This window comes from Pseudomonas sp. RIT411 (assembly GCF_003057735.2).
Lineage (GTDB): Bacteria > Pseudomonadota > Gammaproteobacteria > Pseudomonadales > Pseudomonadaceae > Chryseomonas > Chryseomonas oryzihabitans.
In genome coordinates, this window is sequence record NZ_QBIZ02000001.1 from 176973 (window position 1) to 202797 (window position 25825).

25 protein-coding genes are annotated in these 25825 nt (G+C 65.4%); 24 read left to right on the plus strand and 1 reads right to left on the minus strand.

Features of this window, described 5'->3' with window-relative positions:
- Window positions 1-71 precede the first annotated feature (71 nt).
- The 4 genes from DBY63_RS00850 to DBY63_RS00865 all read left to right on the plus strand — a co-directional run bounded on the left by DBY63_RS00850 (window position 72) and on the right by DBY63_RS00865 (window position 2664).
- Window positions 72-329, plus strand: coding sequence for a hypothetical protein (locus tag DBY63_RS00850; protein WP_007158872.1), 258 nt, complete (start codon window positions 72-74; stop codon window positions 327-329).
- Between the two features lie 105 nt (window positions 330-434).
- Complete coding sequence (gene queD, locus DBY63_RS00855) at window positions 435-791, plus strand: 6-carboxytetrahydropterin synthase QueD (protein WP_081320902.1); 357 nt, start codon at window positions 435-437, stop codon at window positions 789-791.
- Between the two features lie 82 nt (window positions 792-873).
- Entirely contained in the window at window positions 874-2340 is a 1467-nt protein-coding gene (locus tag DBY63_RS00860) for an inorganic phosphate transporter (RefSeq protein ID WP_007158874.1), read from the plus strand.
- Between the two features lie 141 nt (window positions 2341-2481).
- A complete protein-coding gene (locus DBY63_RS00865; protein ID WP_108581050.1) occupies window positions 2482-2664 on the plus strand; it encodes a hypothetical protein in 183 nt (60 codons plus the stop codon).
- Between the two features lie 100 nt (window positions 2665-2764).
- Here DBY63_RS00865 and DBY63_RS00870 read toward each other — a convergent pair whose 3' ends face one another.
- The gene (locus tag DBY63_RS00870; protein WP_007158876.1) at window positions 2765-2974 is read right to left on the minus strand and encodes a hypothetical protein; all 210 of its coding nucleotides are present in this window, start codon (window positions 2972-2974) and stop codon (window positions 2765-2767) included.
- 423 nt (window positions 2975-3397) lie between these two features.
- Here DBY63_RS00870 and DBY63_RS00875 point away from each other — a divergent pair, with 423 nt between their 5' ends.
- From DBY63_RS00875 to nuoM, 20 genes are all read left to right on the plus strand, one after another.
- On the plus strand, window positions 3398-5629 hold the full coding sequence (locus DBY63_RS00875; RefSeq protein ID WP_042133497.1) for an NADP-dependent isocitrate dehydrogenase: 2232 nt from the start codon (window positions 3398-3400) through the stop codon (window positions 5627-5629).
- A gap of 129 nt (window positions 5630-5758) precedes the next feature.
- On the plus strand, window positions 5759-6211 hold the full coding sequence (locus DBY63_RS00880; RefSeq protein WP_007158878.1) for an NUDIX hydrolase: 453 nt from the start codon (window positions 5759-5761) through the stop codon (window positions 6209-6211).
- 1 nt (window position 6212) lies between these two features.
- Window positions 6213-7322, plus strand: coding sequence for a tRNA 2-thiouridine(34) synthase MnmA (gene mnmA / locus DBY63_RS00885; protein WP_108581051.1), 1110 nt, complete (start codon window positions 6213-6215; stop codon window positions 7320-7322).
- Window positions 7319-7939 (plus strand): high frequency lysogenization protein HflD, encoded by a 621-nt coding sequence (hflD, locus tag DBY63_RS00890; RefSeq protein ID WP_108581052.1) that lies wholly within the window; start codon window positions 7319-7321, stop codon window positions 7937-7939. Before mnmA ends, hflD begins: the two co-directional genes overlap by 4 nt.
- 87 nt (window positions 7940-8026) lie before the next feature.
- Window positions 8027-9397, plus strand: a complete 1371-nt coding sequence (purB, locus tag DBY63_RS00895) for an adenylosuccinate lyase (RefSeq protein ID WP_108581053.1) — start codon at window positions 8027-8029, stop codon at window positions 9395-9397.
- Window positions 9398-9612: 215 nt separating this feature from the next.
- Window positions 9613-10791, plus strand: a complete 1179-nt coding sequence (locus tag DBY63_RS00900) for a cupin domain-containing protein (RefSeq protein WP_044342796.1) — start codon at window positions 9613-9615, stop codon at window positions 10789-10791.
- Between the two features lie 12 nt (window positions 10792-10803).
- On the plus strand, window positions 10804-11334 hold the full coding sequence (locus tag DBY63_RS00905) for a hypothetical protein (RefSeq protein ID WP_074583072.1): 531 nt from the start codon (window positions 10804-10806) through the stop codon (window positions 11332-11334).
- Complete coding sequence (locus DBY63_RS00910; RefSeq protein ID WP_108581054.1) at window positions 11331-12092, plus strand: secretin N-terminal domain-containing protein; 762 nt, start codon at window positions 11331-11333, stop codon at window positions 12090-12092. Before DBY63_RS00905 ends, DBY63_RS00910 begins: the two co-directional genes overlap by 4 nt.
- Window positions 12093-12350: 258 nt before the next feature.
- Entirely contained in the window at window positions 12351-12764 is a 414-nt protein-coding gene (locus DBY63_RS00915; protein WP_007158885.1) for an NADH-quinone oxidoreductase subunit A, read from the plus strand.
- Window positions 12765-12774: 10 nt separating this feature from the next.
- Window positions 12775-13449: an NADH-quinone oxidoreductase subunit B gene (locus tag DBY63_RS00920; RefSeq protein ID WP_007158886.1), complete on the plus strand. Its 675-nt coding sequence runs from the start codon at window positions 12775-12777 to the stop codon at window positions 13447-13449.
- Between the two features lie 51 nt (window positions 13450-13500).
- Complete coding sequence (gene nuoC / locus DBY63_RS00925) at window positions 13501-15285, plus strand: NADH-quinone oxidoreductase subunit C/D (protein WP_108581055.1); 1785 nt, start codon at window positions 13501-13503, stop codon at window positions 15283-15285.
- A gap of 2 nt (window positions 15286-15287) precedes the next feature.
- Window positions 15288-15788, plus strand: coding sequence for an NADH-quinone oxidoreductase subunit NuoE (gene nuoE, locus DBY63_RS00930; RefSeq protein WP_007158888.1), 501 nt, complete (start codon window positions 15288-15290; stop codon window positions 15786-15788).
- Complete coding sequence (gene nuoF, locus DBY63_RS00935) at window positions 15785-17134, plus strand: NADH-quinone oxidoreductase subunit NuoF (protein WP_017642309.1); 1350 nt, start codon at window positions 15785-15787, stop codon at window positions 17132-17134. Before nuoE ends, nuoF begins: the two co-directional genes overlap by 4 nt.
- A gap of 140 nt (window positions 17135-17274) precedes the next feature.
- Entirely contained in the window at window positions 17275-19992 is a 2718-nt protein-coding gene (gene nuoG / locus DBY63_RS00940) for an NADH-quinone oxidoreductase subunit NuoG (RefSeq protein WP_027601934.1), read from the plus strand.
- Window positions 19989-20999: an NADH-quinone oxidoreductase subunit NuoH gene (nuoH, locus tag DBY63_RS00945; protein ID WP_007158891.1), complete on the plus strand. Its 1011-nt coding sequence runs from the start codon at window positions 19989-19991 to the stop codon at window positions 20997-20999. Before nuoG ends, nuoH begins: the two co-directional genes overlap by 4 nt.
- Window positions 21000-21009: 10 nt before the next feature.
- Entirely contained in the window at window positions 21010-21558 is a 549-nt protein-coding gene (gene nuoI / locus DBY63_RS00950; protein WP_007158892.1) for an NADH-quinone oxidoreductase subunit NuoI, read from the plus strand.
- A gap of 9 nt (window positions 21559-21567) precedes the next feature.
- Window positions 21568-22080: an NADH-quinone oxidoreductase subunit J gene (nuoJ, locus tag DBY63_RS00955; RefSeq protein ID WP_027599799.1), complete on the plus strand. Its 513-nt coding sequence runs from the start codon at window positions 21568-21570 to the stop codon at window positions 22078-22080.
- A 25-nt stretch (window positions 22081-22105) separates the two neighbouring features.
- Window positions 22106-22414, plus strand: coding sequence for an NADH-quinone oxidoreductase subunit NuoK (nuoK, locus tag DBY63_RS00960; protein ID WP_007158894.1), 309 nt, complete (start codon window positions 22106-22108; stop codon window positions 22412-22414).
- On the plus strand, window positions 22411-24258 hold the full coding sequence (gene nuoL, locus DBY63_RS00965) for an NADH-quinone oxidoreductase subunit L (RefSeq protein ID WP_108581056.1): 1848 nt from the start codon (window positions 22411-22413) through the stop codon (window positions 24256-24258). The genes nuoK and nuoL overlap by 4 nt, the downstream gene beginning before the upstream one ends.
- Window positions 24259-24285: 27 nt before the next feature.
- Complete coding sequence (gene nuoM, locus DBY63_RS00970; protein ID WP_108581057.1) at window positions 24286-25818, plus strand: NADH-quinone oxidoreductase subunit M; 1533 nt, start codon at window positions 24286-24288, stop codon at window positions 25816-25818.
- Window positions 25819-25825: the final 7 nt, after the last annotated feature.

A 25825-nucleotide genomic window follows, 5' to 3' on the forward strand; every position in this document is an offset into this window, starting at 1 on the left:
AGGCGTTGGCAAATCAGAATTTCTCCGCCACCCGGTCCTCTATAGAAGGCGATCTGCAGAGGAATCCGTCCATGACCATAGATCTCGCCCGCGCCGTCCACATCGTCGAAAAGGCCTTTCTGCCGCTGCACGGCGAGGTCCGTGAAGACCCCAGCGACGCCAGCTTTTCCTTCGCGGTGACGGACGGCAGCCAGGTCCTGGCCTCGGTCGCCCACGTCGCCCGCAGCCAGTACAGCCATGCCGGCCACCTCGCCGCGCTGATCGAACGGACCCGCCTGGAACTGGCGCACGACGGCCATCTGCTGGAACCCTGGTCGATGCCGGGCTAGCCGCTGGCCGCTGCCGGGCAGCGCTAGGTTCGGCAAGGCGCTGTCGAGCTGATAGACTGCCGCCCCGCAGCCGCCACACCCCGTGGCCCAACGCGAGTGGTTATCGTGGAAATTTTCAAAGAATTCATTTTCGAAGCCGCGCACTTCCTGCCCAATGTTCCGGCAGGTCACAAGTGCGGCCGTCTCCATGGGCATTCCTTCAAGGTAGGCCTGCACATCGAAGGCGAGGTCGATCCCCATACCGGCTGGGTCCGGGATTTCGCCGACATCAAGGCCGTCTTCAAACCCCTGTACGAGCGTCTCGACCATCACTATCTGAACGACATCCCGGGCCTCGAGAACCCCACCAGCGAGGTGCTCGCCCGCTGGATCTGGCAACAACTCAAGCCCCAGCTGCCCGAGCTCAGCCAGGTCCGCGTCCATGAGACCTGCACCTGCGGCTGCATCTACCGCGGCGACTAATTCGCCCCTCCCATTCAAGGTGGCGATGGCGGCAGTCATTTTTCTGCCATAATTCGCGCCTGCCAACTGTCGACGTATCCCCATGTTCGAACTTTTCAGCGGACTCCACGCCTGGGTCGCCATCAGCCTCGTCTTGGCCCTGGCCTTTGTGCTGGCCTTTGAATTCATCAACGGCTTCCACGACACCGCCAACGCCGTCGCCACGGTGATCTACACCAAGGCCATGCCGCCGCACCTCGCGGTGTTCTTCTCCGGCATCTTCAATTTCCTCGGTGTGCTGCTCGGCGGCGTTGGCGTCGCCTACGCCATCGTCCACCTGCTGCCGGTGGAGCTGCTGATCAACGTCAACACCGGCCACGGCCTGGCCATGGTGTTTTCCCTGCTCGCCGCGGCCATCACCTGGAACCTGGGCACCTGGTACTTCGGCATCCCCGCCTCCAGCTCCCACACCCTGATCGGCTCCATTCTCGGTGTCGGCGTGACCAACGCCCTGCTCACCGGCATCCCGATGAGCGAAGGGGTGAACTGGCAGAAGGCGATCGACATCGGCCTGTCGCTGATCTTCTCGCCGCTGGCCGGCTTCGCCGTCGCCGGCCTGCTGCTGCTCGCCCTCAAGCGCTGGCGGCCGCTGTCGAAGATGCACAAGACCCCGGAACAGCGCCGCGAAGTGGACGCCAAGAAGCACCCGCCGTTCTGGAATCGTCTGATGCTGGTCCTCTCGGCCATGGGCATGAGCTTCGTGCACGGCTCCAACGACGGCCAGAAAGGCATCGGCCTGATCATGCTGGTGCTGATCGGCATCGTCCCGGCCAAGTTCGTACTGGACCTGGACAGCACCACCTACCAGATCGAGCGCACCCGCGACGCCGCCATCCACCTGGGTCAGTTCTACGAGCGCCAGGGCGACAACCTCAAGGACTTCCTCGCCGAAGTGCCCGGCAATCGCGACCTGCCCCAGGAATTCCGCTGCGCCCCGCACATGACCGTGCCGACCCTGCAGGCACTGCTGGCCGATCTGGAAGGCATCACCGACTACCGCGCCATGAGCGACGACCATCGCCAGCAGGTGCGCCGCTACCTGCTGTGCCTGGACGACACCGCCAAGAAGGTGAGCAAGCTGCCGGTGTTGACCGCGCGCGATCGCGACGACCTCAGTCGTCTGCGCAAGGATCTCACCAGCACCACCGAATACGCGCCCTTCTGGGTCATCATCGCGGTCGCCCTGGCCCTGGGCATCGGTACCATGGTCGGCTGGCGCCGGGTGGTGCTGACCGTCGGCGAGAAGATCGGGCGCCAGGGCATGACCTATGCCCAGGGCGTCAGCGCCCAGGTGACGGCCGTGGCCGCCATCGGCATGGCCAACGTCTTCGCCCTGCCCGTCTCCACCACCCACGTGCTGTCCTCGGGCGTGGCCGGCACCATGGTCGCCAATCGCAGCGGCCTGCAGGGCAGCACGGTGCGCAACATCCTGATGGCCTGGGTCCTGACGCTGCCGGCCTCCATGGCCCTCTCCGCCGGCCTGTTCTGGCTGGCGCACCTGTTCCTGTGATCCGCGCCGACCGGGCGCCGCATCGGCGGCGCCCGGTCGGACCCCTCGTCGGGAAAGCCTGAACAGGATAGCTATTGACGAGTCTAGTGAAATGTGTCCCAGCAGAGACACCTTTCCGAGACAGCCGTACGGTGAACGTCAATGACTCCTGCGACCTACATCCTTCTTCTGATTCTGGGCTGGCTGGCCCTGGCGCTGGCCATACTCTGGGCCATGCTGCGCCTGGCACGTCGCGCCAGACCCGTGGCGACCTACTCGCCCAGCGTGCTGCCCAAGGCCACCCCCACCGCCCCCGTGAGTCCAGGCAAACACCTGGTCTGCTAGAACTGCGGACGTGACGAGGCCCCCTCGACACCCAGGGAGTGCGCGGGAGAAAAAGAAGGATTCTTATTGTTTGAAAAGAAGGGATTCGAGCGAAGGCGAATCAGGTGAGCAGGGTATTTTCCTGAGCACTGCGGCTCATCTGCTCGAGGATCTGGTCTTGCTGCTGCGGGGTCAGGGTGTCCCAGCAGTGGTGCTTGATGAACAGCCCGGCGCCGAAGGCGACGTACAGCGACAGGGCGACGATCACGAGCGTTTCCAGCCCGACGATAGCCCAGGAACGACTCTTGGACGCATTGTCCTTGGTTTTCATAACGACCTCATCAGATTAAGAGGGGCAATAGTTTAGTCCCTTAAGCAACTGCCGTGCAGCGCCAGCCGTCGAATGGTCAAGCCTCTTGACCTGGTTGCTCGATGCGGCTGTGCGCTTCTACCAGACCCGTCACAGCCGCAACATCTGCCCACAGCCAGGCCGCGGCAGTACGAATGCACGCCAGGCGCCGCGCTGATATACTCCGCCGACTGACGGGTCGCTGCAGGCCCTGCCGGTTCCGCTGGCTGTATCGGCCGATCCCGCAATTTCCGCAGCGACGCTTTGTCGCATCGCACGTCCATCGCCGCCGCGCCTGTCGCGCGGCCCGATAACGCCTTCTTGGGGCGTCTATCGACTCTAGGGTCGATCCTCGCTCGCCCGGCTTCGCGCCACAGCTGTGATAAAGAGGAGTTAAAGCAAGACATGTCCACCACGTCGAAGATCATCTACACCCTGACCGACGAAGCGCCCGCCCTGGCGACCTATTCGCTGCTACCCATCGTCGAGGCCATCACCGCCTCCTCCGGCGTCGCCCTCGAAACCCGTGACATCTCCCTTGCCGGCCGCATAATCGCCCTCTTCCCCGAGTACCTGAAGGAAGAGCAGCGCATCTCCGACCACCTCGCCGAACTCGGCGAACTGGCCACCACTCCCGAAGCCAACATCATCAAGCTGCCCAACATCAGCGCCTCGGTCCCGCAGCTCAAGGCGGCGATCAAGGAACTGCAGGGTCAGGGCTACGCCCTGCCGGACTATCCGGACGAGCCCAAGGACGACAAGGAAAAGGACGTCAAGGCGCGTTACGACAAGGTCAAGGGCAGCGCCGTGAACCCGGTCCTGCGCGAAGGCAACTCCGACCGCCGCGCGCCGCTGTCGGTCAAGAACTACGCCCGCAAGCACCCCCATCGCATGGGTGCCTGGAGCGCCGACTCCAAGTCCCACGTCGCCCACATGGACGCCCATGACTTCTATGGCAGCGAGCGCTCGGCCACCATCGAGAACGCCGGCAGCCTGAAGATCGAACTGATCGGCAAGGACGGCAGCAGCAAGGTCCTGAAAGAGAAGACCGCGGTCAAGGCCGGCGAGATCGTCGACGCCTCGACCATGAGCCGCAAGGCCCTGCAGAGCTTCATCGCCGCCCAGATCGAAGACGCCAAGGCCCAGGGCGTGCTGTTCTCCGTGCACCTGAAGGCCACCATGATGAAGGTCTCCGACCCCATCATGTTCGGCATCATCGTCGGCGAGTTCTACAAGGACGTCCTGGCCAAGCACGAAGCCGCCCTGAAAGAAGCCGGCTTCGATCGCAACAACGGCATCGGCGACCTCTACGCCCGCCTGTCCAGCCTGCCGGAAGCCACCCAGGCCGCCATCAAGGCCGATTTCGACGCCCAGTACGCCCAGCGCCCGGCGCTGGCCATGGTCAACTCCGACAAGGGCATCACCAACCTGCACGTGCCGAGCGACGTCATCGTCGACGCCTCCATGCCGGCCATGATCCGTGACTCCGGCAAGATGTGGAACGCCGAAGGCAACCTGCAGGACACCAAGGCCATCATCCCCGACCGCTGCTATGCCGGCGTCTACCAGGTGGTGATCGAGGACTGCAAGCAGCACGGCGCCTTCAATCCCAGCACCATGGGCAGCGTGCCCAACGTCGGCCTGATGGCGCAGAAGGCCGAGGAATACGGCTCCCACGACAAGACCTTCCAGATCCCCACCGACGGCACCGTGCGCGTGACCGACGACCAGGGCAAGGTGGTCTTCGAGCATCCGGTCGAGGCCGGTGACATCTGGCGCATGTGCCAGACCAAGGACGCGCCGATCCAGGACTGGGTCAAACTGGCCGTCAACCGCGCTCGTGCCAGCAGCACCCCGGCCATCTTCTGGCTGGACCAGAATCGCGCCCACGACGCCCAGGTCATCGCCAAGGTCGAGCGCTACCTCAAGGACCACGACACCAACGGTCTGGACATCCGTGTCCTGGCGCCCGAGGAAGCCACCCGCGTGTCCCTGGAGCGCATCCGCAAGGGCGAGGACACCATCTCGGTGACCGGTAACGTCCTGCGCGACTACCTGACCGACCTCTTCCCCATCATGGAACTGGGCACCAGCGCCAAGATGCTGTCCATCGTCCCGCTGATGAACGGCGGCGGCCTGTTCGAGACCGGTGCCGGCGGCTCCGCGCCCAAGCACGTCCAGCAGTTCGTGCAGGAAAACCACCTGCGCTGGGATTCCCTGGGCGAGTTCCTGGCCCTGGCCGAATCCCTGAACCACCTGGGCGAGACCACCGGCAACGCCAAGGCCAAGATCCTGGCCAAGACCCTGGACCAGGCCAACGGCAAGTTCCTTGACAGCAACAAGTCGCCGTCGCGCAAGGCCGGTGAACTGGACAACCGCGGCAGCCACTTCTACCTGGCGCTGTACTGGATCCAGGCCCTGGCCGAGCAGAGCGAAGACGCCCAGCTCAAGGCCCAGTTCGAGCCGGTGGCCAAGTCGCTGACCGCTGACGAAGCCAAGGTGGTCGCCGAGCTGAATGGCGTCCAGGGCCAGGCCGTTGACATCGGTGGCTACTACCACCCCGACCAGGCCAAGACCCGCCAGGCCATGCGTCCGAGCGCCACGCTCAACGCCGCCCTGGAACAGCTCAAGGGCTGAACCTGAGGGCTGCGCCCGCAGCCTGAATGGCTGATCACAGCGAACCCCGGCCCCGGCCGGGGTTCGCTGCATTTGGGGCACGCAAAGCTTAAGGCGTATACTGCGCGATTACCGATAGCGGAGTCCGAGATGGATTGGCACGCCCACGTCACCGTGGCCACCGTGGTGGAAGACGCCGGTCGCTTCCTGCTGGTGGAAGAAGAGAAGCAGGGTCGCCTGGTGCTTAACCAGCCGGCCGGGCACCTGGAGCCGGGCGAGAGCCTGATCGAGGCGGCGCGGCGCGAAACCCTGGAAGAAACCGCCTGGCAGGTGGAGATCCTGGGCGTGATTGGCATCGGCCTCTATGTCGCCCCGGCCAATGGCGTCACCTACTATCGCACGGCCTTCCATGCCCGCCCCCTGGCCCACCAGCCGGAGCGCGCCCTGGATGCCGACATCACCCGCGCGGTGTGGCTGACCCTCGACGAGATCCGCGCCGAGCAGGCCCGGCTGCGCAGCCCCCTGGTCCTGGACGCCATCGAGAAGTACCTGGACGGGCACCGCTATCCCCTGTCGATGATCGTAGATATGAGAGGTTTTTGAAGTGAACGGCACCCGCGTCATCGTCGGCATGTCCGGCGGAGTGGATTCCTCGGTCTCGGCCCTCTTGCTCAAGGAGCAGGGCTATCAGGTCGAGGGCCTGTTCATGAAGAACTGGGACGAGGATGACGGCACCGAGTACTGCACGGCCAAGGAAGACCTCGCCGATGCCCAGGCGGTCTGCGACCGCATCGGCATCAAGCTGCACACGGCCAACTTCGCCGCCGAGTACTGGGATCACGTCTTCGAGCACTTCCTCGCCGAATACAAGGCCGGCCGGACGCCGAATCCGGACATCCTCTGCAACCGCGAGATCAAGTTCAAGGCCTTCCTCGACTATGCCCTGGCCCTGGGCGCCGACCTGATCGCCACCGGCCACTATGTGCGCCGTCGCGACATCGACGGCCAGACCCTGCTGCTCAAGGGGCTGGACGCCAACAAGGACCAGAGCTATTTCCTCCACGCCGTGGGCGGGGAGCAGCTGGCGCGCACCCTCTTCCCGGTGGGCGAACTGGAAAAGCCCGAGGTCCGCGCCATCGCCGAGCTGCATGGCCTGGCCACCGCGCGCAAGAAGGACTCCACCGGCATCTGCTTTATCGGCGAGCGTCGCTTCAGCGACTTCCTCAAGCAGTACCTGCCGGCGCAGCCGGGCGACATCGAGACCACCACCGGCGAGGTCATCGGCCGCCACCACGGCCTGATGTACCACACCATCGGCCAGCGCCAGGGCCTGGGCATCGGCGGCATGAAGGACGCCGGTGACGATCCCTGGTACGTGCTGAGCAAGGACCTGACCCGCAACGTGCTGATCGTCGGCCAGGGCAACGCCCATCCCTGGCTGTTCGCCGAGGCCCTGACCGTCAGCGAGATGTTCTGGGTCAATGAGCTGGAGCTCGCCCAACCGCGCCGCCTCACCGCCAAGGTCCGCTATCGCCAGCAGGACCAGCCCTGCCAGATCGAGCGCCAGGGCGCCGGCTACCGGGTAGTCTTCGACGAACCCCAGCGCGCCGTGACCCCCGGTCAGTCGGTGGTCTTCTACGACGGCGACGTCTGCCTGGGCGGCGGCGTGATCGAACATTATCAACCCGCCTGCGCCGAGGCGCCCGCCGCATGAATCGCACCCAGGAACAACTCATCGCCCTGGGCGGTGTCTTCCAGGCCGCCGTGCTGGTCGACCAGCTGGCACGCACCGGCCAGGTCGCGGAAGAACCCCTCGCCTGTCTGCTCGGCAGCCTGCTGGTGCGCGATCCGGGCAGCACCCTGGAGGTCTACGGCGGCCAGGTCGCGCCCTTGCGCGAAGGCCTTGGCGCCCTCTCCAGCACGCTGGAGCGCAACCCCAACAGCCTGCAGCGCGAGCCCTTGCGCTACGCCCTGGCGATGACCGCCCTGGAACGCAAGCTGGAGAAGCGCGGCGACCTGCTCGATCTCATCGGCCGGCGCCTCACCCAGATCCAGTCCCAGGTCGAGCACTTCGGGGTCGCTCACGAGAACGTCATCGCTGCCTGCGGGGGTCTCTACGAGGACACCCTGAGCACCTTCAAGCAGCGCATCCAGGTGCACGGCGAGATGCGCTACCTGCAGCAATCAGCAACCGCCTCGCGAGTGCGTGCCCTGCTGCTGGCCGGCATTCGCTCGGCCCGCCTGTGGCGCCAGCTCGGCGGTCACCGCTGGCAACTGGTGCTCAATCGCCGCAAGCTGCTCGACAGCCTCTATCCCCTGCGCAACGGCTGATCCCGGACCGGCCGGCGGCGGTACTAAAGCCCCGGTCTTTGCGTGTAGAATTCCGCCCCTTTCTCCCCCGCTACCAAGAGAATGCCCATGCAGCTCTCCTCGCTCACCGCCGTATCGCCCATCGACGGCCGTTACGCCGGCAAGACCGCCGCCCTGCGCCCCATCTTCAGCGAATTCGGCCTGATCCGTTTCCGCGCCCAGGTCGAGGTCCGCTGGCTGCAGCGCCTGGCCGCTCACGCGGGCATTCCCGAGGTCGCGCCCTTCTCCACCGAGGCCAATGCCCTGCTGGACAAGCTGGCCACCGAGTTCAGCGTCGAGCAGGCGCAGCGGGTCAAGGACATCGAGCGCACCACCAACCACGACGTCAAGGCCATCGAGTACCTGCTCAAGGAAGAGGTCGCCGGCCTGCCGGAACTGGCCGCGGTGAGCGAATTCATCCACTTCGCCTGCACCTCCGAGGACATCAACAACCTGTCCCACGCGCTGATGCTGCGCGAAGGCCGTGACCAGGTGCTGCTGCCGCTGATGCGCCAGATCGCCGGCGAGATCCGCGTGCTGGCCCATCGCTTCGCCGACGTGCCCATGCTCTCGCGCACCCACGGCCAGCCCGCCTCCCCCACCAGCCTGGGCAAGGAACTGGCCAACGTGGTCTATCGCCTGGAGCGCCAGATCGAGCAGATCGCCGCCATCCGCCCGCTGGGCAAGATCAACGGTGCCGTGGGCAACTACAACGCCCACCTGTCCGCCTACCCGGACGTCGACTGGGAGGCCAATGCGCGCACCTTCATCGAAGACGACCTCGGCCTGACCCTGAATCCCTACACCACCCAGATCGAGCCGCACGACTACATCGCCGAGCTGTTCGACGCCATCGCCCGCTTCAACACCATCCTGATCGACTTCGATCGGGACGTCTGGGGCTACATCTCCCTCGGCTACTTCAAGCAGAAGACCGTGGCCGGCGAGATCGGCTCCTCGACCATGCCGCACAAGGTCAACCCCATCGACTTCGAGAACTCCGAAGGCAACCTGGGCATCGCCAACGCCATCCTCCAGCACCTGGCCAGCAAGCTGCCGATCTCCCGCTGGCAGCGCGACCTGACCGATTCCACCGTGCTGCGCAACCTGGGCACCGGCCTGGCCCACGGCGTGATCGCCTACGAAGCCACCCTCAAGGGCATCGGCAAGCTGGAGCTCAACGCCGCGCGCATCGCCGAAGACCTGGATGCCTGCTGGGAAGTCCTGGCCGAGCCGGTGCAGACCGTGATGCGCCGCTATGGCGTGGCCAACCCCTACGAGAAGCTCAAGGAGCTGACCCGCGGCAAGGGCATCAGCGCCAGCGCCCTGCAGGACTTCATCGACGGCCTGGAAATCCCTGAAGCCGCCAAGGCCGAACTGCGCCAGCTGACCCCGGCCGGCTATATCGGTAACGCTGCCGAGCAGGCCCGTCGGGTCTGAGAACCTGCCCACGATCTGCTGCGCGTCGGCCAAACGGCGTTGAAAATGCCTTCGGAATGCTCATTTACCACTCGTAAACTCCGCTTCCTCAGGTGTTTTCGCGGGGCCGCCCAGGCCTTGTTTGGCTCTAGCTCGCGAAATTGTGAACAGGTTCTGAGGCTGCCTTCTTTTTCACGCCCGGCCTCGCCGGGCGTTTTTCATTGCGCGAGGTGTGCATGAACCCGGATCAACCCCTGCAACTGCTCGGCGGCCTGACCGCCCGTGAATTCCTCCGCGACTACTGGCAGCAGAAACCCCTGCTGATCCGCCAGGCCATCCCGGATTTCCAGAGCCCCCTGGAACCGGACGAGCTGGCCGGCCTGTCGCTGGAAGAGGAAATCGAATCCCGCCTGATCATCGGCCAGGACCGCACCTGGGAGCTGCGCCGCGGCCCGCTGCCGGAAGACACCTTCGCCGGCCTGCCCGAGCGCGACTGGACCCTGCTGGTGCAATCGGTCGACCAGTTCGTCCCCGAGGTGGCCGAGGTGCTGGAGGCCTTCCGCTTCCTGCCCAGCTGGCGCGTCGACGACGTCATGATCAGCTACGCCGCCCCCGGTGGCGGTGTCGGCCCCCACTACGATCACTATGACGTCTTCCTGCTGCAGGGCCATGGCCGCCGTCGCTGGCGCATCGGTCAGCCGTGCACCGCCGACAGCCCGCTGATCGACGGCCTGGAGCTGAAGATCCTCGCCGACTTCCAGCAGACCGACGAATGGGTGCTGGAACCGGGCGACATGCTCTATCTGCCGCCGGGCCTGGCCCACGACGGCATCGCCGAAGACGAGTGCATGACCTACTCCATCGGCTTCCGCGCCCCCAGTGCCGGCGAGGTGCTCACCCACTTCACCGACTTCCTCAACCAGTTCATCCCCGAGGACGAGCGCTACAGCGACGCCGGCTGCGCCCCGGCCAGCGAGCATCCGGCGGAGATTCCGCCCGAGGCCATCGAGCGGCTGCGCGGCCTGATGGAGCGTCACCTGAGCGACGATCGCCTGCTGCTGGCCTGGTTCGGCCAGCACATGACCGAGCCGCGCTACCCGGAGCGCGTCGCCGGAGAAAACCTCAGCGCCAAGCAGCTGCGCAAGGAACTCGACGAAGGCGCCCTGCTGATGCGCAACCCCAGCGGGCGCATCGCCTGGAGTCGCCTGGAAGACGAGGTAATGGTCTTCGCCAGCGGCCAGAGCCGCCTGCTGCCCATGCGGCTGCAACCGCTGCTCGACCTGCTATGCTCGGCGGACGTCCTGCACGAGGCCAATCTCGCGCCCTGGCTGCAGGACGACGATGCCATGCGCCTGATCCGCGAACTGCTCCAGCAGGGCAGCCTGATCTTCGCCGGAGAAGACGACGACGAGTGATAGGGAGCCGCCGTGGACGAGTCCTTTGCCGATCTGACCCTGGACGGATTGCCCGAACCCCAGCTCGGCCAGGACCTCGCCCTGCGCCTCGAAGGCCTGGACGCCCTGCGTGAGCACGGTGTCCGCCTCATCGGCCAAGCCAGCCGCCAGCTGAGCATCCAGACGCCCGACCTGGAAGCACCGCTCTACGACAATCTCGCCGTCGAGGCGGCGATCAAGCGTCTGCTGCTGGGCCATCCGCGGCATCAGGTCCGCATCCTCATCAACGACAGTGCCCTCGCCATGCGCCAGGGGCACCGACTCATCGCCCTGGCGCAACGCCTGACCAGCAATCTGCTGATCCGGCGGCCACCGGCCGATCAGCAACCGGAAGGCAGCTGCCTCATCGTCGACGACCAGGCCCTGCTGCGCCGCACGGGCAGCGCGCCCACCGGCTTCGTCCGCTACGGCGACCGCGCCGCCGTCAAGGTTCAGCAGCAGGTCTTCGATCGCCTCTGGGCCAGCAGCCAGCCGGATCAGGAATTGCGGAGGATGGTGCTGTGAAAGGTCTGCTGGCGTTCCTGTTGCTGCTGACGACCGCCGCCTGGGCGGCGCCTCGTACCGAGGTCATACCCCTGCAATACCGCACCGCCGACGATCTGCTGCCTACCTTGCAAGCCGTCCTTGGCAGCGAAGGCAAGGTCAACGTCTACGGCAATCAGCTGATCGTCAATGCCGAGCCGGCCAAGCTGGCCGAACTCAAGAGTCTGCTCGCCCAGCTGGACACCCAGCCACGGCGCCTGCTTATCACCCTGGCCACCCGCGCCGGCAGCTCGGGCGCCAGTCAGGGTTATTCGGTAAACGGCGACGTGCGTGCGCCCCAGGTACGCATCATCGAAGATAGCACCGGCCAGAAGGAGGATGGCGCCCAGCGCGTCCAGGTCACCGAGGGCTACCCCGCCTTCATCCGCTTCGGTGAAGACGTCCCGGTGACCACCTACCAGACCTCGCCCTATGGTCAGAGCTACGCCCAGACCGATTACCGCCGCCTCGACCGGGGCTTTCAGGTCACCGCCCGCCTGAGCGGCAATCTGGTGCACCTGGACATCAGCAGCGTCGATGACCGGGCCGCCGCCATGCGTCCGGGCACGGTGCAGACCCAGAGCGCCGCCACCCGCATCAGCGGCCCCCTGGGCCAGTGGCTGGACCTGGGCGGCTTCCGGCAGCAGATCGAGGGCGACCAGAGCGGCCTTGTCCGCCACTACTCCACCGAAGGCCGTGACGACCGTCAGCTGAGCATCCGCGCCGATCTCATCGACTAGCAAACCGGCGAACGGCAGAACTCCTGCCGCGGCTGGCAATCTAGGACACAGGAACAGAAGGAAGTTATTTGAGAATAATTCTTATATTCATTCTCAAATAAACCGGAAGTTCTGTTTAGTTTGATTCAAAGCAGTCCAATAGAATCTTTTTGGACCAATAAATTTACAGAATGAATCGATAGAGCATAAAATCTGTCTGTCTTGCGACACCGTGTCGCACTGATAGCGCCTGATACCCAATAATTAAGGATTCAAAGCATGTCTGAGTCGATCAGCCTACTGACCCACAACTGGAGCTTCGCGGTATTTCTCCTGGGCGTGGTTGGTCTGATCGCCTTCATGCTCGGAGTCTCGAGCCTGCTCGGCAGCAAAGCCGTGGGCCGCAGCAAGAACGACCCCTTCGAGTCCGGCATCGTCCCCACCGGGGGTGCCCGTCTCCGTCTCTCTGCCAAGTTCTACCTGGTCGCGATGCTCTTCGTGATCTTCGACGTCGAAGCCCTCTTTCTCTTCGCCTGGTCGGTGTCCATCCGTGAATCGGGATGGGCCGGCTTCGTGGAAGCCTCCATTTTCATAGCAATTCTGTTGGCGGGTCTTGTCTACCTGTGGCGAATCGGAGCGCTCGATTGGGCGCCTGCGAGCCGTCGCGAGCGGCAGGCGAAGTCGAAACAATGAGGCTTTGGCAATGCAATACAATCTCACCCGGATTGATCCCGATGCGGCAGTAGACCGCTATCCGGCCGGCCAGCGGGAAACCGTGGCCGACCCCGTCGAAAGTCAGGTCAACCGCAGCATCTTCATGGGCAAGCTCGAAGATGTCCTGCGGGGCGCGGTCAATTGGGGACGCAAGAATTCCCTGTGGCCGTACAACTTCGGCCTGTCCTGCTGCTATGTGGAAATGACCACCGCCTTCACGGCGCCCCACGACATCGCCCGCTTCGGCGCCGAAGTCATCCGGGCCTCGCCGCGTCAGGCCGACTTCATGGTCATCGCCGGCACCCCCTTCATGAAGATGGCCCCGGTCATCCAGCGCCTGTACGAGCAGATGCTGGAACCCAAGTGGGTGATCTCCATGGGCGCCTGCGCCAACTCCGGCGGTATGTACGACATCTACTCGGTCGTTCAGGGCGTGGACAAGTTTCTGCCCGTCGACGTCTACGTGCCCGGCTGCCCGCCTCGCCCCGAAGCCTTCCTCCAGGGCCTGATGCTCCTGCAGGACTCCATCGGTGAAGAACGCCGCCCCCTTTCCTGGGTGGTGGGCGACCAGGGTATCTACCGCGCCGAGATGCCTTCGCAGCGCGAGCAGAACCGCGAGCGCCGCATCCAGGTCACCAACCTGCGCAGCCCAGACGAAGTGTAAGTCCCCTTCGGGACCTGCACGCTGACGACGATCGATTAGCGACGGAACATCATGACCGCAGACACCGCTCTGTCCGCCTCTGCGCTCGCCCCTGCCGGCGAAGCGTCGGTGGTTGGCGAACTCCAGGGCCAATTCGGCGCCGACGCCCTGACCCTGCAAGACACCCGTACCGGCATGCCGGTGATCTGGGTGGCACGCGAACGAATCATCGAAGTACTGCGCTTCCTGCGCAATCTGCCCCGCCCCTACGTCATGCTCTATGACCTGCATGGCGTGGACGAGCGGCTGCGGACCCACCGCCGCGGCCTGCCCAACGCGGACTTCACCGTTTTCTACCACCTGCTGTCCATCGACCGTAATAGCGATGTAATGCTCAAGGTGGCCCTCTCCGCCAACGACCTGCGCCTGCCCACCGCCACCGGCATCTTCCCCAATGCCAACTGGTACGAGCGGGAAGTGCTGGACATGTACGGCATCCACTTCGACGGACACCCGCTGCCCAAGCGCATGCTGATGGCCGACAACTGGCAGGGTCATCCGCTGCGCAAGGACTATCCGGCGCGCGCGACCGAGTTCGATCCCTATGCGCTAAATGCCGCCAAGCAGGACCTCGAACAGGAAACCCTGAGATTCAAGCCCGAGGAATGGGGCATGAAGGAGCATGCGGAGAATTCCGACTTCATGTTCCTCAACCTGGGTCCGAACCACCCCTCCGCCCACGGTGCCTTCCGCATCATCCTGCAGCTGGACGGCGAAGAGATCGTCGACTGCGTGCCGGAGATCGGCTACCACCACCGGGGCGCCGAGAAGATGGCCGAGCGCCAGTCCTGGCACAGCTACATCCCCTACACCGACCGGATCGACTACCTGGGTGGGGTGATGAACAACCTGCCCTACGTCCTCTCGGTGGAAAAGCTCGCCGGCATCAAGGTGCCGTCGCGGGTCGACTTCATCCGCGTGATGATGGCCGAGTTCTTCCGCATCAACAGTCACCTGCTGTACCTGGGTACCTATATCCAGGACGTCGGTGCCATGACCCCGGTGTTCTTTACCTTCACCGACCGTCAGCGCGCCTACAAGGTGATCGAGGCCATCACCGGCTTCCGCATGCACCCCGCCTGGTTCCGCATCGGCGGCGTCGCCCATGACCTGCCACGTGGCTGGGACAAGCTGGTCCGCGAATTCCTCGATTGGATGCCCAAGCGTCTGGACGAGTACGAAAAGGCCGCGATGAAGAACAGCATCCTCATCGGCCGGACCAAGAGCGTCGCCGTCTACAACACCAAGGAAGCCCTCGAGTGGGGCGTCACCGGTCCCAACCTGCGCGCGACCGGTCTGGACTTCGACCTGCGCAAGGCCCGCCCCTACTCCGGTTACGAGAACTTCGAATTCGAAGTGCCCATCGCCCACAACGGCGACTGCTACGACCGCGGCATGCTGCGCGTCGAGGAGATGCGCCAGAGCCTGCGCATCATCGAGCAGTGCCTGCAGCACATGCCCGAGGGCCCGTACAAGGCGGATCACCCGCTGACCACGCCGCCGCCCAAGGAGCGCACCCTGCAGCACATCGAGACCCTGATCACCCACTTCCTGCAAGTGTCCTGGGGTCCGGTGATGCCGGCCGGCGAAGCCTTCCAGATGATCGAGGCGACCAAGGGCGCCAACAGCTACTACCTGACGAGCGATGGCAGCACCATGAGCTACCGCACCCGCATCCGGACGCCGAGCTTCCCGCACCTGCAGCAGATCCCGGCCGTCATCCGCGGCAGCATGGTGTCCGACCTGATTGCCTACCTGGGCAGTATCGACTTCGTCATGGCCGACGTGGACCGCTGAGCATGAGCACCGAAACCCTGATCCAAACCGACCGTTTCGTCCTGAGCGAAACCGAGCGCTCGGCCATCGAGCACGAGATGCACCACTACGAGGACCCGCGCGCGGCGTCCATCGAGGCCCTGAAGATCGTCCAGAAGGAACGTGGCTGGGTGCCGGACGGCGCCATCTACGCCATCGGCGAAGTGCTGGGCATTCCTGCCAGCGACGTCGAGGGCGTGGCCACCTTCTATAGCCAGATCTTTCGCGTACCGGTCGGCCGCCACATCATTCGGGTGTGCGACAGCATGACCTGCTACATCGGCGGCCACGAATCCGTGGTCGGCGAGATCCAGCGCCAGCTGGGCATCGGCCTGGGCCAGACCACCGCCGACAGCCGCTTCACCCTGCTGCCGGTCTGCTGCCTGGGCAATTGCGACAAGGCCCCGGCGCTGATGATCGACGACGACACCCATGGCGATGTCCAACCCGCGGGCGTGGCCAAACTGCTGGAGGGATACGCATGAGACTGACCTCCTTCGGGCCTGCCAACAGCATTGCCCGTACCCCCGAGACCCATCCCCTGACCTGGCGCCTGCGTGAAGACGGCGCTCCGGTTTGGCTGGAGGAATACCAGGCGAAGGACGGCTATGCCGCGGCGCGCAAGGCGCTGACCGAGCTGGCTCCCGATGCCATCGTCCAGGAAGTCAAGGACTCCGGCCTCAAGGGCCGCGGCGGCGCGGGTTTCCCCACCGGCGTGAAGTGGGGCCTGATGCCCAAGGACGAATCCCTCGATATCCGCTACCTGCTGTGCAACGCGGACGAGATGGAACCCAACACCTGGAAGGACCGCCTGCTCATGGAGCAGCTGCCGCACCTGCTGGTGGAAGGCATGCTGATCAGTGCCCGGGCGCTCAAGGCCTATCGCGGCTACATCTTCCTGCGCGGCGAATACGTCGACGCCGCCGCCAACCTGCGGCGCGCGGTGGAAGAAGCCAAGGCGGCCGGCCTGCTGGGCAAGAACATCCTCGGTAGCGGCTTCGACTTCGAGCTGTTCGTCCACACCGGCGCCGGTCGCTACATCTGTGGCGAAGAGACCGCGCTGATCAACTCCCTGGAAGGCCGCCGCGCCAACCCGCGCTCCAAGCCGCCCTTCCCCGCCGCCGTCGGCGTCTGGGGCAAGCCGACCTGCGTCAACAACGTCGAGACCCTGTGCAACGTGCCGGGCATCGTCGCGGGCGGCGTCGACTGGTACAAGAGCCTGGCTCGCGAAGGCAGCGAAGACATGGGCACCAAGCTCATGGGCTTCTCCGGCAAGGTGAAGAACCCTGGCGTCTGGGAATTGCCCTTCGGCATCACCGCCCAGGAGCTGTTCGAGGACTACGCCGGCGGCATGCGCGACGGCTTCAAGCTCAAGTGCTGGCAGCCCGGTGGCGCCGGTACCGGCTTCCTGCTGCCCGAGCACCTCTCGGCGCAGATGTACGCCGGCGGCATCGGCAAGGTCGGCACCCGCATGGGTACCGGTCTGGCCCTGGCCGTGGACGACAGCGTCAACATGGTCTCGCTGCTGCGCAACATGGAAGAATTCTTCGCCCGGGAATCCTGCGGCTGGTGCACCCCCTGCCGCGACGGCCTGCCCTGGAGCGTCAAGCTCCTGCGCAGCCTGGAGAAGGGCGAGGGGCAGCAGGGCGATCTGGACACCCTGCTGCAGCTGGTCAACTTCCTCGGCCCGGGCAAGACGTTCTGTGCCCACGCACCGGGTGCCGTCGAGCCCCTGGGTAGTGCCATCAAGTATTTCCGCGAAGAGTTCGAGGCCGGTGTGCGCAAGGCGCCCAGCGAGCCGCGACCGACTGCTTCGGCGAGCGTGACCTGAGGATCGGCCCCCGCGGGGGCCGCTTCCATCGCTTTCTGGCCGGACCCGTTCCGGCCGGCGCTGCCTCTGGCGATCGCCAGGTCGGCGCGAACGTTTTCCCATTAGCCAGACCCGCCCTGCGCGGGTGAGAAGAAAACCCTATGGCCACTATCCACGTAGACGGCAAGACGTACGAGGTCGACGGGGCGGACAACCTCCTCGAAGCCTGCCTGTCCCTGGGGCTCGACATCCCCTATTTCTGCTGGCACCCAGCGCTGGGCAGCGTCGGCGCCTGCCGCCAGTGCGCGGTGAAGCAGTTCGCCGACGAGAACGACACCCGCGGGCGCCTGGTCATGTCCTGCATGACCCCGTCCAGCGACAAGACCTACATCTCCATCGAAGACGCCGAAGCCAAGGAATTCCGCAGCTCGGTCATCGAATGGCTGATGACCAACCATCCCCACGACTGTCCGGTCTGCGAAGAAGGCGGCCACTGCCACCTGCAGGACATGACGGTGATGACTGGCCACAACAAGCGCCGCTATCGCTTCACCAAGCGTACCCACCAGAACCAGGACCTCGGCCCGTTCGTCGCTCACGAGATGAACCGCTGCATCGCCTGCTATCGCTGCGTGCGCTACTACAAGGATTACGCCGGCGGTACCGACCTGGGCGTCTATGGCGCCCACGACAACGTCTATTTCGGCCGCGTCGAGGACGGTGCCCTGGAGAGCGAATTCTCCGGCAACCTGACCGAGGTCTGCCCCACCGGGGTGTTCACCGATAAGACCCACTCCGAGCGCTACAACCGCAAGTGGGACATGCAGTTCGCCCCGAGCATCTGCCATGGCTGCTCGTCGGGCTGCAACATCAGCCCCGGCGAGCGCTATGGCGAACTGCGCCGCATCGAGAACCGCTTCAACGGTTCGGTGAACCAGTATTTCCTCTGCGACCGTGGCCGCTTCGGCTATGGCTATGTCAATCGCAAGGATCGTCCGCGCCAGGCCCTGCTGAAAGATGGCAGCCTGGAAACCGGGATCGACGCCGCCCTGGATCGCGCCGCCCTGCTGCTGCGCGGCAAGAAGGTGATCGGCATCGGCTCGCCGCGTGCCAGCCTGGAAAGCAACCACGCCCTGCGCGAACTGGTCGGCGCCGAGAACTTCTACAGCGGCATGAGCGCCCGTGACCTGGCCAATGTGCGCCTGGTGCTGCAGGTGCTCAAGGACAGCCCCCTGCCCGTCCCGACCCTGCGCGCCATGGAAAAGCATGACGCCGTCTTCGTCCTCGGCGAGGACCTGACCCAGACCGCGGCCCGCCTGGCGCTGTCCCTGCGGCAGTCCGTCAAGGGCAAGCCCGAGGCCATGGCCGCGGCGCAGAAGATCCAGCCCTGGCTCAACGCGGCCGTGCAGAATATCGGCCAGAGCGAGCGCAATCCGCTGTTCATCGCCAGCGTCGCCGCCACCCGCCTGGACGACGTCGCCGACGCCCGTCTGCATGGCTCGCCGCTGGAACTGGCCCGTTTCGGCCATGCCGTGGCCCATGCCATCGACGCCAGCGCCCCGGCCGTCGACGGCCTGAGCGACGAAGTCGCCGAGCAGGCGCGTCTGCTGGCCGAGACCCTGCTGGCGGCCGAACGTCCACTGGTGGTATCCGGTACCTCCCTGGGTGAACCGGCTCTGATCGAAGCCGCCGCCAACCTGGCCAAGGCTCTGGCCGCCAAGGGCAAGGCCGGCTCCCTGAGTCTGGTGGTGCCCGAAGCCAACAGCCTGGGTCTGGCGCTCTATGGCGGCGAGTCCGTCGAAGACGCCTTCGCGGCCCTGGAAAACGGCCAGGCCGATGCCCTGGTGGTGCTGGAGAACGACCTCTATCGCCGCGCCCCTGCCCAGCAGGTGGATCAGGCCCTGGCCCGCGCCCAGGTGCTGGTGGTGCTGGATCACCAGCGCACCGCCACCGCCCAGCGCGCCGATCTGGTGCTGCCGGCGGCGAGCTTCGCCGAAGGCGACGGTACCCTGGTCAGCCAGGAAGGTCGCGCCCAGCGCTTCTTCCAGGTCTATGAGCCGAGCTACTACGATCCCTCCAGCCTGGTCCGCGAAGGCTGGCGCTGGCTGCACGCCCTGCGCAACACCCTGGACAACCGTCCGGTGGACTGGACCCAGCTGGATCATGTCACCGACGCCGTGGCCACTGCCGCGCCGCAACTGGACGGCATCCGCGACGCCGCGCCCAACGCCAGCTTCCGGGTGAAGGGCCTCAAGCTCGCCCGCGAACCGCACCGCTACAGCGGCCGCACCTCCATGCGCGCCAACCTCAGCGTGCACGAGCCGCGCGCGCCCCAGGACGCCGACACCGCCTTCGCCTTCTCCATGGAAGGCTATGCCGGCAGCGCCGAGCCGCGTCAGCAGATCCCCTTCGCCTGGTCCCCGGGCTGGAACTCGCCCCAGGCCTGGAACAAGTTCCAGGACGAGGTCGGTGGTCATCTGCGCGCCGGCGATCCGGGCGTGCGCCTGATCGAGACCCAGGGCGATCGCCTGAACTGGTTCGCCGTCCCGGCCGCTGCCGTGCGCGGTACCGCGTCCGGCTTCCAGGCCGTGCCGCTGTACCACCTGTTCGGCAGCGAAGAGACCTCTTCGCGCGCCGAGCCGGTGCGTGAGCGCATCCCGGCCGCCTACGTGGCGCTGGCCAAGGCCGATGCCGACCGCCTGGGCGTCAACGAAGGTGCCCTGCTGCGCCTGCAGGTCGCCGGTCAGGAATTGCGCCTGCCGCTGCAGATCAAGCCCGAGCTGTCCGCCGGCCTGGTCGGTCTGCCCGCCGGCTTCGAAGGGATTCCGGTGGACTTCGCCGGCCTCACCGTGGAAGGACTGCAGGAGGCCGCGGCATGACCTGGCTCACCCCCACCCTCATCGCCGTGGTGATCGGCGTCCTCAAGGCCATCGTCATCCTGCTGGCGGTGGTCATCTGCGGGGCGCTGCTGAGCTTCGTCGAACGGCGCCTGCTGGGTCTCTGGCAGGACCGCCACGGTCCCAACCGGGTCGGTCCCTTCGGCGCCTTCCAGCTGGGCGCCGACATGCTAAAGATGTTCTTCAAGGAGGACTGGACGCCCCCGTTCGCCGACAAGATGATCTTCGCCCTGGCACCGGTGATCGCCATGGGCTCGCTGCTGGTGGCCTTCTCGGTCATCCCGATCACCCCCACCTGGGGCGTGGCGGACCTGAACATCGGCCTGTTGTTCTTCTTCGCCATGGCCGGCGTCAACGTCTATGCGGTGCTCTTCGCCGGCTGGGCGAGCAACAATAAGTTCTCGCTGCTGGGCGCCATGCGCGCCTCGGCCCAGACCCTCTCCTACGAGGTGTTCATGGGTCTGTCGGTAATGGGCATCGTCGCGGTGACCGGCTCCTTCAACATGAGGGACATCGTCGAGGCGCAGCACCAGGGCTGGTGGTTCATCATTCCCCAGTTCTTCGGCTTCTGCACCTTCTTCATCGCCGGCATCGCCGTCACCCACCGTCACCCCTTCGATCAGCCGGAAGCCGAGCAGGAGCTCGCCGACGGTTACCACATCGAATACGCGGGCATGAAGTGGGGCATGTTCTTCGTCGGCGAGTACATCGGCATCGTGCTGATCTCGGCGCTACTGGTGACCCTGTTCTTTGGCGGCTGGCACGGTCCCTTCCTGGATACCCTGCCCTGGCTGTCCTTTGTCTGGTTCGCCCTGAAGACCGCCTTCTTCATCATGATCTTCATCCTGTTGCGTGCGTCCATTCCGCGTCCGCGCTACGACCAGGTAATGGCCTTCAGCTGGAAGTTCTGCCTGCCCCTGACCCTGATCAACCTGCTGGTGACCGGTGCGGTGGTGCTCTATAGCGCCACGCCGGCCATCGGCCAGTGAGGTATCCGTCATGATCAAGGAAATCCTGCACGTCCTGCATGGCACCTACACCCAGTTGCGCAGCGTGGTGATGGTCTTCGGCCACGCCTTCCGCAAGCGCGACACCCTGCAATACCCCGAGGAACCCGTGTACCTGCCCCCGCGCTACCGCGGCCGCATCGTGCTCACCCGTGACCCCGACGGCCAGGAGCGCTGCGTGGCGTGCAACCTGTGCGCCGTGGCCTGCCCGGTCGGCTGCATCTCGCTGCAGAAGACAGAAGCCGAAGACGGTCGCTGGTACCCCGAGTTCTTCCGCATCAACTTCTCGCGCTGCATCTTCTGCGGCATGTGCGAGGAGGCCTGCCCCACCACCGCCATCCAGCTGACCCCGGATTTCGAGATGTCCGAGTTCAAGCGCCAGGAGCTGGTGTACGAGAAGCAGGACCTGCTGATCTCGGGTCCGGGCAAGTATCCGGAATACAACTTCTACCGCGTGGCCGGTATGGCCATCGCGGGCAAGCCCAAGGGTGCCGCGCAGAGCGAGGCAGAGCCGATCAACGTGAAGAGCCTGCTGCCCTAAGGAGCTGTCGTGGAATTCGCCTTCTATTTCTCCGCTGGGGTGGCCGTCCTGGCCACCTTCCGGGTGATCACCAACACCAATCCGGTGCATGCGCTGCTGTACCTGATCATCTCACTGCTGGCCGTGTCCATGGTGTTTTTCGCCCTGGGCGCACCCTTCGCCGGGGCCCTGGAGATCATCGTCTACGCCGGCGCCATCATGGTGCTGTTCGTCTTCGTGGTGATGATGCTCAACCTCGGGCCGGTCGTGGCCGAGCAGGAGCGCAAGTGGCTGACCCCCAAGGTCTGGATCGGTCCGTCGATCCTCGCCGGTGCGCTGCTGGTGGAACTGCTGGTGGTGCTGTCGCGTACTCCGGGCGGCGCCGCCATCGGCCACACCTCGGTGGAAGCCAAGGCCGTAGGCATCAGCCTGTTCGGACCCTATCTGCTGGCGGTCGAACTGGCCTCCATGCTGCTGCTGGGTGCCCTGGTCGCGGCCTATCACCTGGGTCGCAGCGACGTCAAAGACGGGATCGGCGAGTGAGTCGCCAAGGACTGGAGAACAGCCAATGAACGCCATACCTCTGGAACACGGCCTGGCCCTCGCCGGCGCCCTGTTCGCCCTTGGCCTGGTGGGCCTGATGGTCCGCCGCAACATCCTCTTCGTGCTCATGAGTCTGGAAATCATGATGAACGCCGCCGCCCTGGCCTTCGTGGTCGCGGGTAGCCGTTGGGGCGCCCCCGACGGCCAGGTGATGTTCATCCTGGTGCTGAGCCTGGCCGCCGCCGAGGCCAGTATCGGCCTGGCGATCCTGCTGCAGCTCTATCGCCGCTTCCACACCCTCGACGTCGATGCCGCCAGCGAGATGCACGGATGAACCTGCTACCCCTCACCTTCGCCTTTCCCCTGGTCGGCTACTTCCTGCTGGCCTTTTCCCGCGGTCGGCTGTCGGAGAATCTCTCCGCGCTGATCGGCGTGGGTTCGGTGGGCCTGGCGGCGCTGGTCGCCGCCTGGGTCGGCTGGAACTTCCACGTCGCGCCGCCCGCCGACGGTCATCTGACCCTCGTCCTCTGGCAGTGGATAAACGTGGAGGGCTTCGCGCCCAACATGGCGCTCTACCTGGACGGCCTGTCGCTGACCATGCTCGGCGTGGTCACCGGCGTCGGCTTCCTGATCCACCTGTTCGCCTCCTGGTACATGCGCGGTGAAGAGGGCTACTCGCGCTTCTTCGCCTACACCAACCTGTTCATCTTCAGCATGTTGCTGCTGGTTCTCGGCGACAACCTGCTGCTGCTGTACTTCGGTTGGGAAGGCGTGGGCCTGTGCAGCTATCTGCTGATCGGCTTCTACTACAGCGAGCGCGCCAACGGCAACGCGGCGCTGAAGGCCTTCATCGTCACCCGTGTTGGTGACGTCTTCATGGCCTTCGGTCTGTTCATCCTGTTCATGACCCTGGGCACCCTGGACATCCAGGAGCTGCTGCAGAAGGCGCCCGACGTCTTCGCCAGCGGCGATCCGTTGATCGTGCTGGCCACCCTGGCCCTGCTCGGCGGCGCCGTCGGCAAGTCGGCCCAGCTGCCGCTGCAGACCTGGCTGGCGGACGCCATGGCCGGTCCCACTCCGGTCTCCGCCCTGATCCACGCGGCGACCATGGTGACCGCGGGCGTCTACCTGATCGCCCGGACCCATGGCCTGTTCCTGCTGGCCCCGGAGATCCTGCACCTGGTCGGCATCGTCGGTGCCGTGACCCTGGTGCTGGCTGGCTTCGCCGCCCTGGTGCAGACCGACATCAAGCGCATCCTGGCCTATTCGACCATGAGCCAGATCGGCTACATGTTCCTGGCCCTGGGTGTCGGCGCCTGGCAACCGGCGATCTTCCACCTGATGATCCACGCCTTCTTCAAGGCGCTGCTGTTCCTCGCCTCGGGTTCGGTGATCCTCGCCTGCCACCACGAGCAGAACATCTTCAAGATGGGCGGCCTGTGGAAGAAGATCCCCTTGGCCTACGCCAGCTTCGTGGTGGGTGGTTCGGCCCTGGCGGCGCTGCCGCTGGTTACCGCCGGCTTCTACTCCAAGGACGAGATCCTCTGGGAAGCCATGGCCAGCGGCCACACCTACCTGCTCTATGCAGGCCTGGCCGGTGCCTTCCTGACCTCGATCTACACCTTCCGCCTGATCTTCATCACCTTCCACGGCCAGGCGCACACCGAGGCCCATGCCGGCCACGGCATCGCCCACAACCTGCCGCTGGCGGTGCTGCTGGTGCTCTCGACCTTCGTCGGCGCGATGATCGTGCCGCCGCTGGCCGGTGTGCTTCCGGAATCCATCGGCCATGCCGGTGGCGAAGCCAAGCACTCGCTGGAGATCACCTCGGGGGCCATCGCCATCGCCGGTATCCTGCTGGCCGCCCTGCTCTTCCTCGGCAAGCGTTCCTTCGTGAACGGCCTGGCCAAGAGCGCACCGGGTCGCTTCTTCGGGACCTGGTGGTATCACGCCTGGGGCTTCGACTGGCTGTACGACCTGATCTTCGTCAAGCCGTACCTGCTGCTGGCCCGCCTGCTGCGCCGCGATCCCATCGACCAGGCCATCGGCCTGATCCCGATGCTGGCGCGCGGTGGCAACCTGGCACTGAGCATCACCGAGAACGGCCGTCTGCGCTGGTACGCGGCTTCCATCGTGGGAGGCGCCGTGCTGCTGCTCGGCGCGCTGCTGCTGGCCTGACCCCCTGACTAAGGATAAGTACACGTCATGCTTCTGCCCTGGCTAATCCTGATCCCCTTCATCGGCGGCCTGCTCTGCTTCCTCACGGAAAAGACCGGCCCGCTGGTGCCCCGCTGGATCGCTCTGTTCACCATGCTGCTGGAGCTGGTGCTCGGCCTGTGGCTGTGGGCCCACGGCGACTACAGCCTGGCTCCGGCCCCTGGCGCCGAAACCGCCTGGACCGCGGAATTCCAGATGAACTGGATTCCGCGCTTCGGCATCAGCCTGCACTTCGGTCTCGACGGCCTGTCGCTGCTGATGATCCTGCTCACCGGCCTGCTCGGTGTGCTGGCGGTGACCTGCTCCTGGCGCGAAGTGCAGCGCCACGTCGGCTTCTTCCACCTCAACCTGCTGTGGATCATCGGCGGCGTGGTGGGGGTGTTCCTGGCGCTGGACCTGTTCCTGTTCTTCTTCTTCTGGGAAATGATGCTAGTGCCGATGTACTTCCTGATCGCGCTGTGGGGCCATAGCTCCGCGGACGGCAAGAAGAGCCGCATCACCGCCGCCACCAAGTTCTTCATCTTCACCCAGGCCAGCGGTCTGATCATGCTGGTGGCGATCATCGCCCTGGTGCTGGTGAACTACGGTGCGACCGGCGTCCTGACCTTCGACTACGGAGACCTGCTGCAGCTGCAACTGGATCCCAAGCTGGAATACCTGCTGATGTTGGGCTTCTTCATCGCCTTCGCGGTGAAGCTGCCGGTGGTGCCGGTACACTCCTGGCTGCCGGATGCCCACGCCCAGGCGCCGACCGCCGGTTCCGTCGACCTCGCCGGCATCCTGCTCAAGACCGCCGCCTACGGCCTGCTGCGCTTCGCCATCCCGCTGTTCCCCAACGCCTCGGCGGAATTCGCGCCGATCGCCATGTGGCTGGGCATCATCGGCATCTTCTACGGTGCCATCCTGTCGTTCGCCCAGACCGACATCAAGCGCCTGGTGGCCTACTCCAGCGTCTCGCACATGGGCTTCGTGCTGATCGGCATCTACTCCGGCAGCCCCCAGGCGCTGCAGGGCGTGGTGGTCCAGATGATCGCCCACGGCCTCTCCGCCGCCGGCCTGTTCATCCTCTGCGGCCAGCTCTATGAGCGCATGCACACCCGTGACATGCGCCAGATGGGCGGGCTCTGGGCGCGGGTGCCCTACCTGCCCGCCCTGAGTCTGTTCTTCGCCTCGGCTTCGCTGGGTCTGCCGGGTACCGGCAACTTCGTCGGCGAATTCCTGATCCTGCTGGGCGCCTTCCCGGTGGTGCCGATGATCACCGTCATCGCCACCTTCGGCCTGGTGTTCGCCTCGGTCTACTCGCTGATCATGATCCACCGCGCCTACTTCGGTCCGGCCAAGGCCGAAGGCGCCCTGCCGGGTCTGAACGCACGGGAACTGTCGATGCTGCTGTTGCTTGGCGTGCTGCTGGTGCTGCTCGGCGTCTATCCGCAGCCGGTGCTGGATACCTCGGCCGCGAGCATGGCCGGTGTCCAGCAGTGGCTCGGCGAAGCCTTCTCCTCTCTCGTTTCCGCCCGGTAAGAGCGCC

What these genes read in the sequence shown, in the direction of transcription:
- DBY63_RS00850 (WP_007158872.1), top strand. Translation starts at nt 72, where the DNA reads ATGACCATAGATCTCGCCCGCGCCGTCCACATCGTCGAAAAGGCCTTT.
- DBY63_RS00860 (WP_007158874.1), top strand. Translation starts at nt 874, where the DNA reads ATGTTCGAACTTTTCAGCGGACTCCACGCCTGGGTCGCCATCAGCCTC.
- DBY63_RS00865 (WP_108581050.1), top strand. Translation starts at nt 2,482, where the DNA reads ATGACTCCTGCGACCTACATCCTTCTTCTGATTCTGGGCTGGCTGGCC.
- DBY63_RS00870 (WP_007158876.1), bottom strand. Translation starts at nt 2,974, where the DNA reads ATGAAAACCAAGGACAATGCGTCCAAGAGTCGTTCCTGGGCTATCGTC.
- DBY63_RS00875 (WP_042133497.1), top strand. Translation starts at nt 3,398, where the DNA reads ATGTCCACCACGTCGAAGATCATCTACACCCTGACCGACGAAGCGCCC.
- DBY63_RS00880 (WP_007158878.1), top strand. Translation starts at nt 5,759, where the DNA reads ATGGATTGGCACGCCCACGTCACCGTGGCCACCGTGGTGGAAGACGCC.
- hflD (WP_108581052.1), top strand. Translation starts at nt 7,319, where the DNA reads ATGAATCGCACCCAGGAACAACTCATCGCCCTGGGCGGTGTCTTCCAG.
- purB (WP_108581053.1), top strand. Translation starts at nt 8,027, where the DNA reads ATGCAGCTCTCCTCGCTCACCGCCGTATCGCCCATCGACGGCCGTTAC.
- DBY63_RS00900 (WP_044342796.1), top strand. Translation starts at nt 9,613, where the DNA reads ATGAACCCGGATCAACCCCTGCAACTGCTCGGCGGCCTGACCGCCCGT.
- DBY63_RS00915 (WP_007158885.1), top strand. Translation starts at nt 12,351, where the DNA reads ATGTCTGAGTCGATCAGCCTACTGACCCACAACTGGAGCTTCGCGGTA.
- DBY63_RS00920 (WP_007158886.1), top strand. Translation starts at nt 12,775, where the DNA reads ATGCAATACAATCTCACCCGGATTGATCCCGATGCGGCAGTAGACCGC.
- nuoC (WP_108581055.1), top strand. Translation starts at nt 13,501, where the DNA reads ATGACCGCAGACACCGCTCTGTCCGCCTCTGCGCTCGCCCCTGCCGGC.
- nuoE (WP_007158888.1), top strand. Translation starts at nt 15,288, where the DNA reads ATGAGCACCGAAACCCTGATCCAAACCGACCGTTTCGTCCTGAGCGAA.
- nuoF (WP_017642309.1), top strand. Translation starts at nt 15,785, where the DNA reads ATGAGACTGACCTCCTTCGGGCCTGCCAACAGCATTGCCCGTACCCCC.
- nuoG (WP_027601934.1), top strand. Translation starts at nt 17,275, where the DNA reads ATGGCCACTATCCACGTAGACGGCAAGACGTACGAGGTCGACGGGGCG.
- nuoH (WP_007158891.1), top strand. Translation starts at nt 19,989, where the DNA reads ATGACCTGGCTCACCCCCACCCTCATCGCCGTGGTGATCGGCGTCCTC.
- nuoI (WP_007158892.1), top strand. Translation starts at nt 21,010, where the DNA reads ATGATCAAGGAAATCCTGCACGTCCTGCATGGCACCTACACCCAGTTG.
- nuoK (WP_007158894.1), top strand. Translation starts at nt 22,106, where the DNA reads ATGAACGCCATACCTCTGGAACACGGCCTGGCCCTCGCCGGCGCCCTG.
- nuoL (WP_108581056.1), top strand. Translation starts at nt 22,411, where the DNA reads ATGAACCTGCTACCCCTCACCTTCGCCTTTCCCCTGGTCGGCTACTTC.
- nuoM (WP_108581057.1), top strand. Translation starts at nt 24,286, where the DNA reads ATGCTTCTGCCCTGGCTAATCCTGATCCCCTTCATCGGCGGCCTGCTC.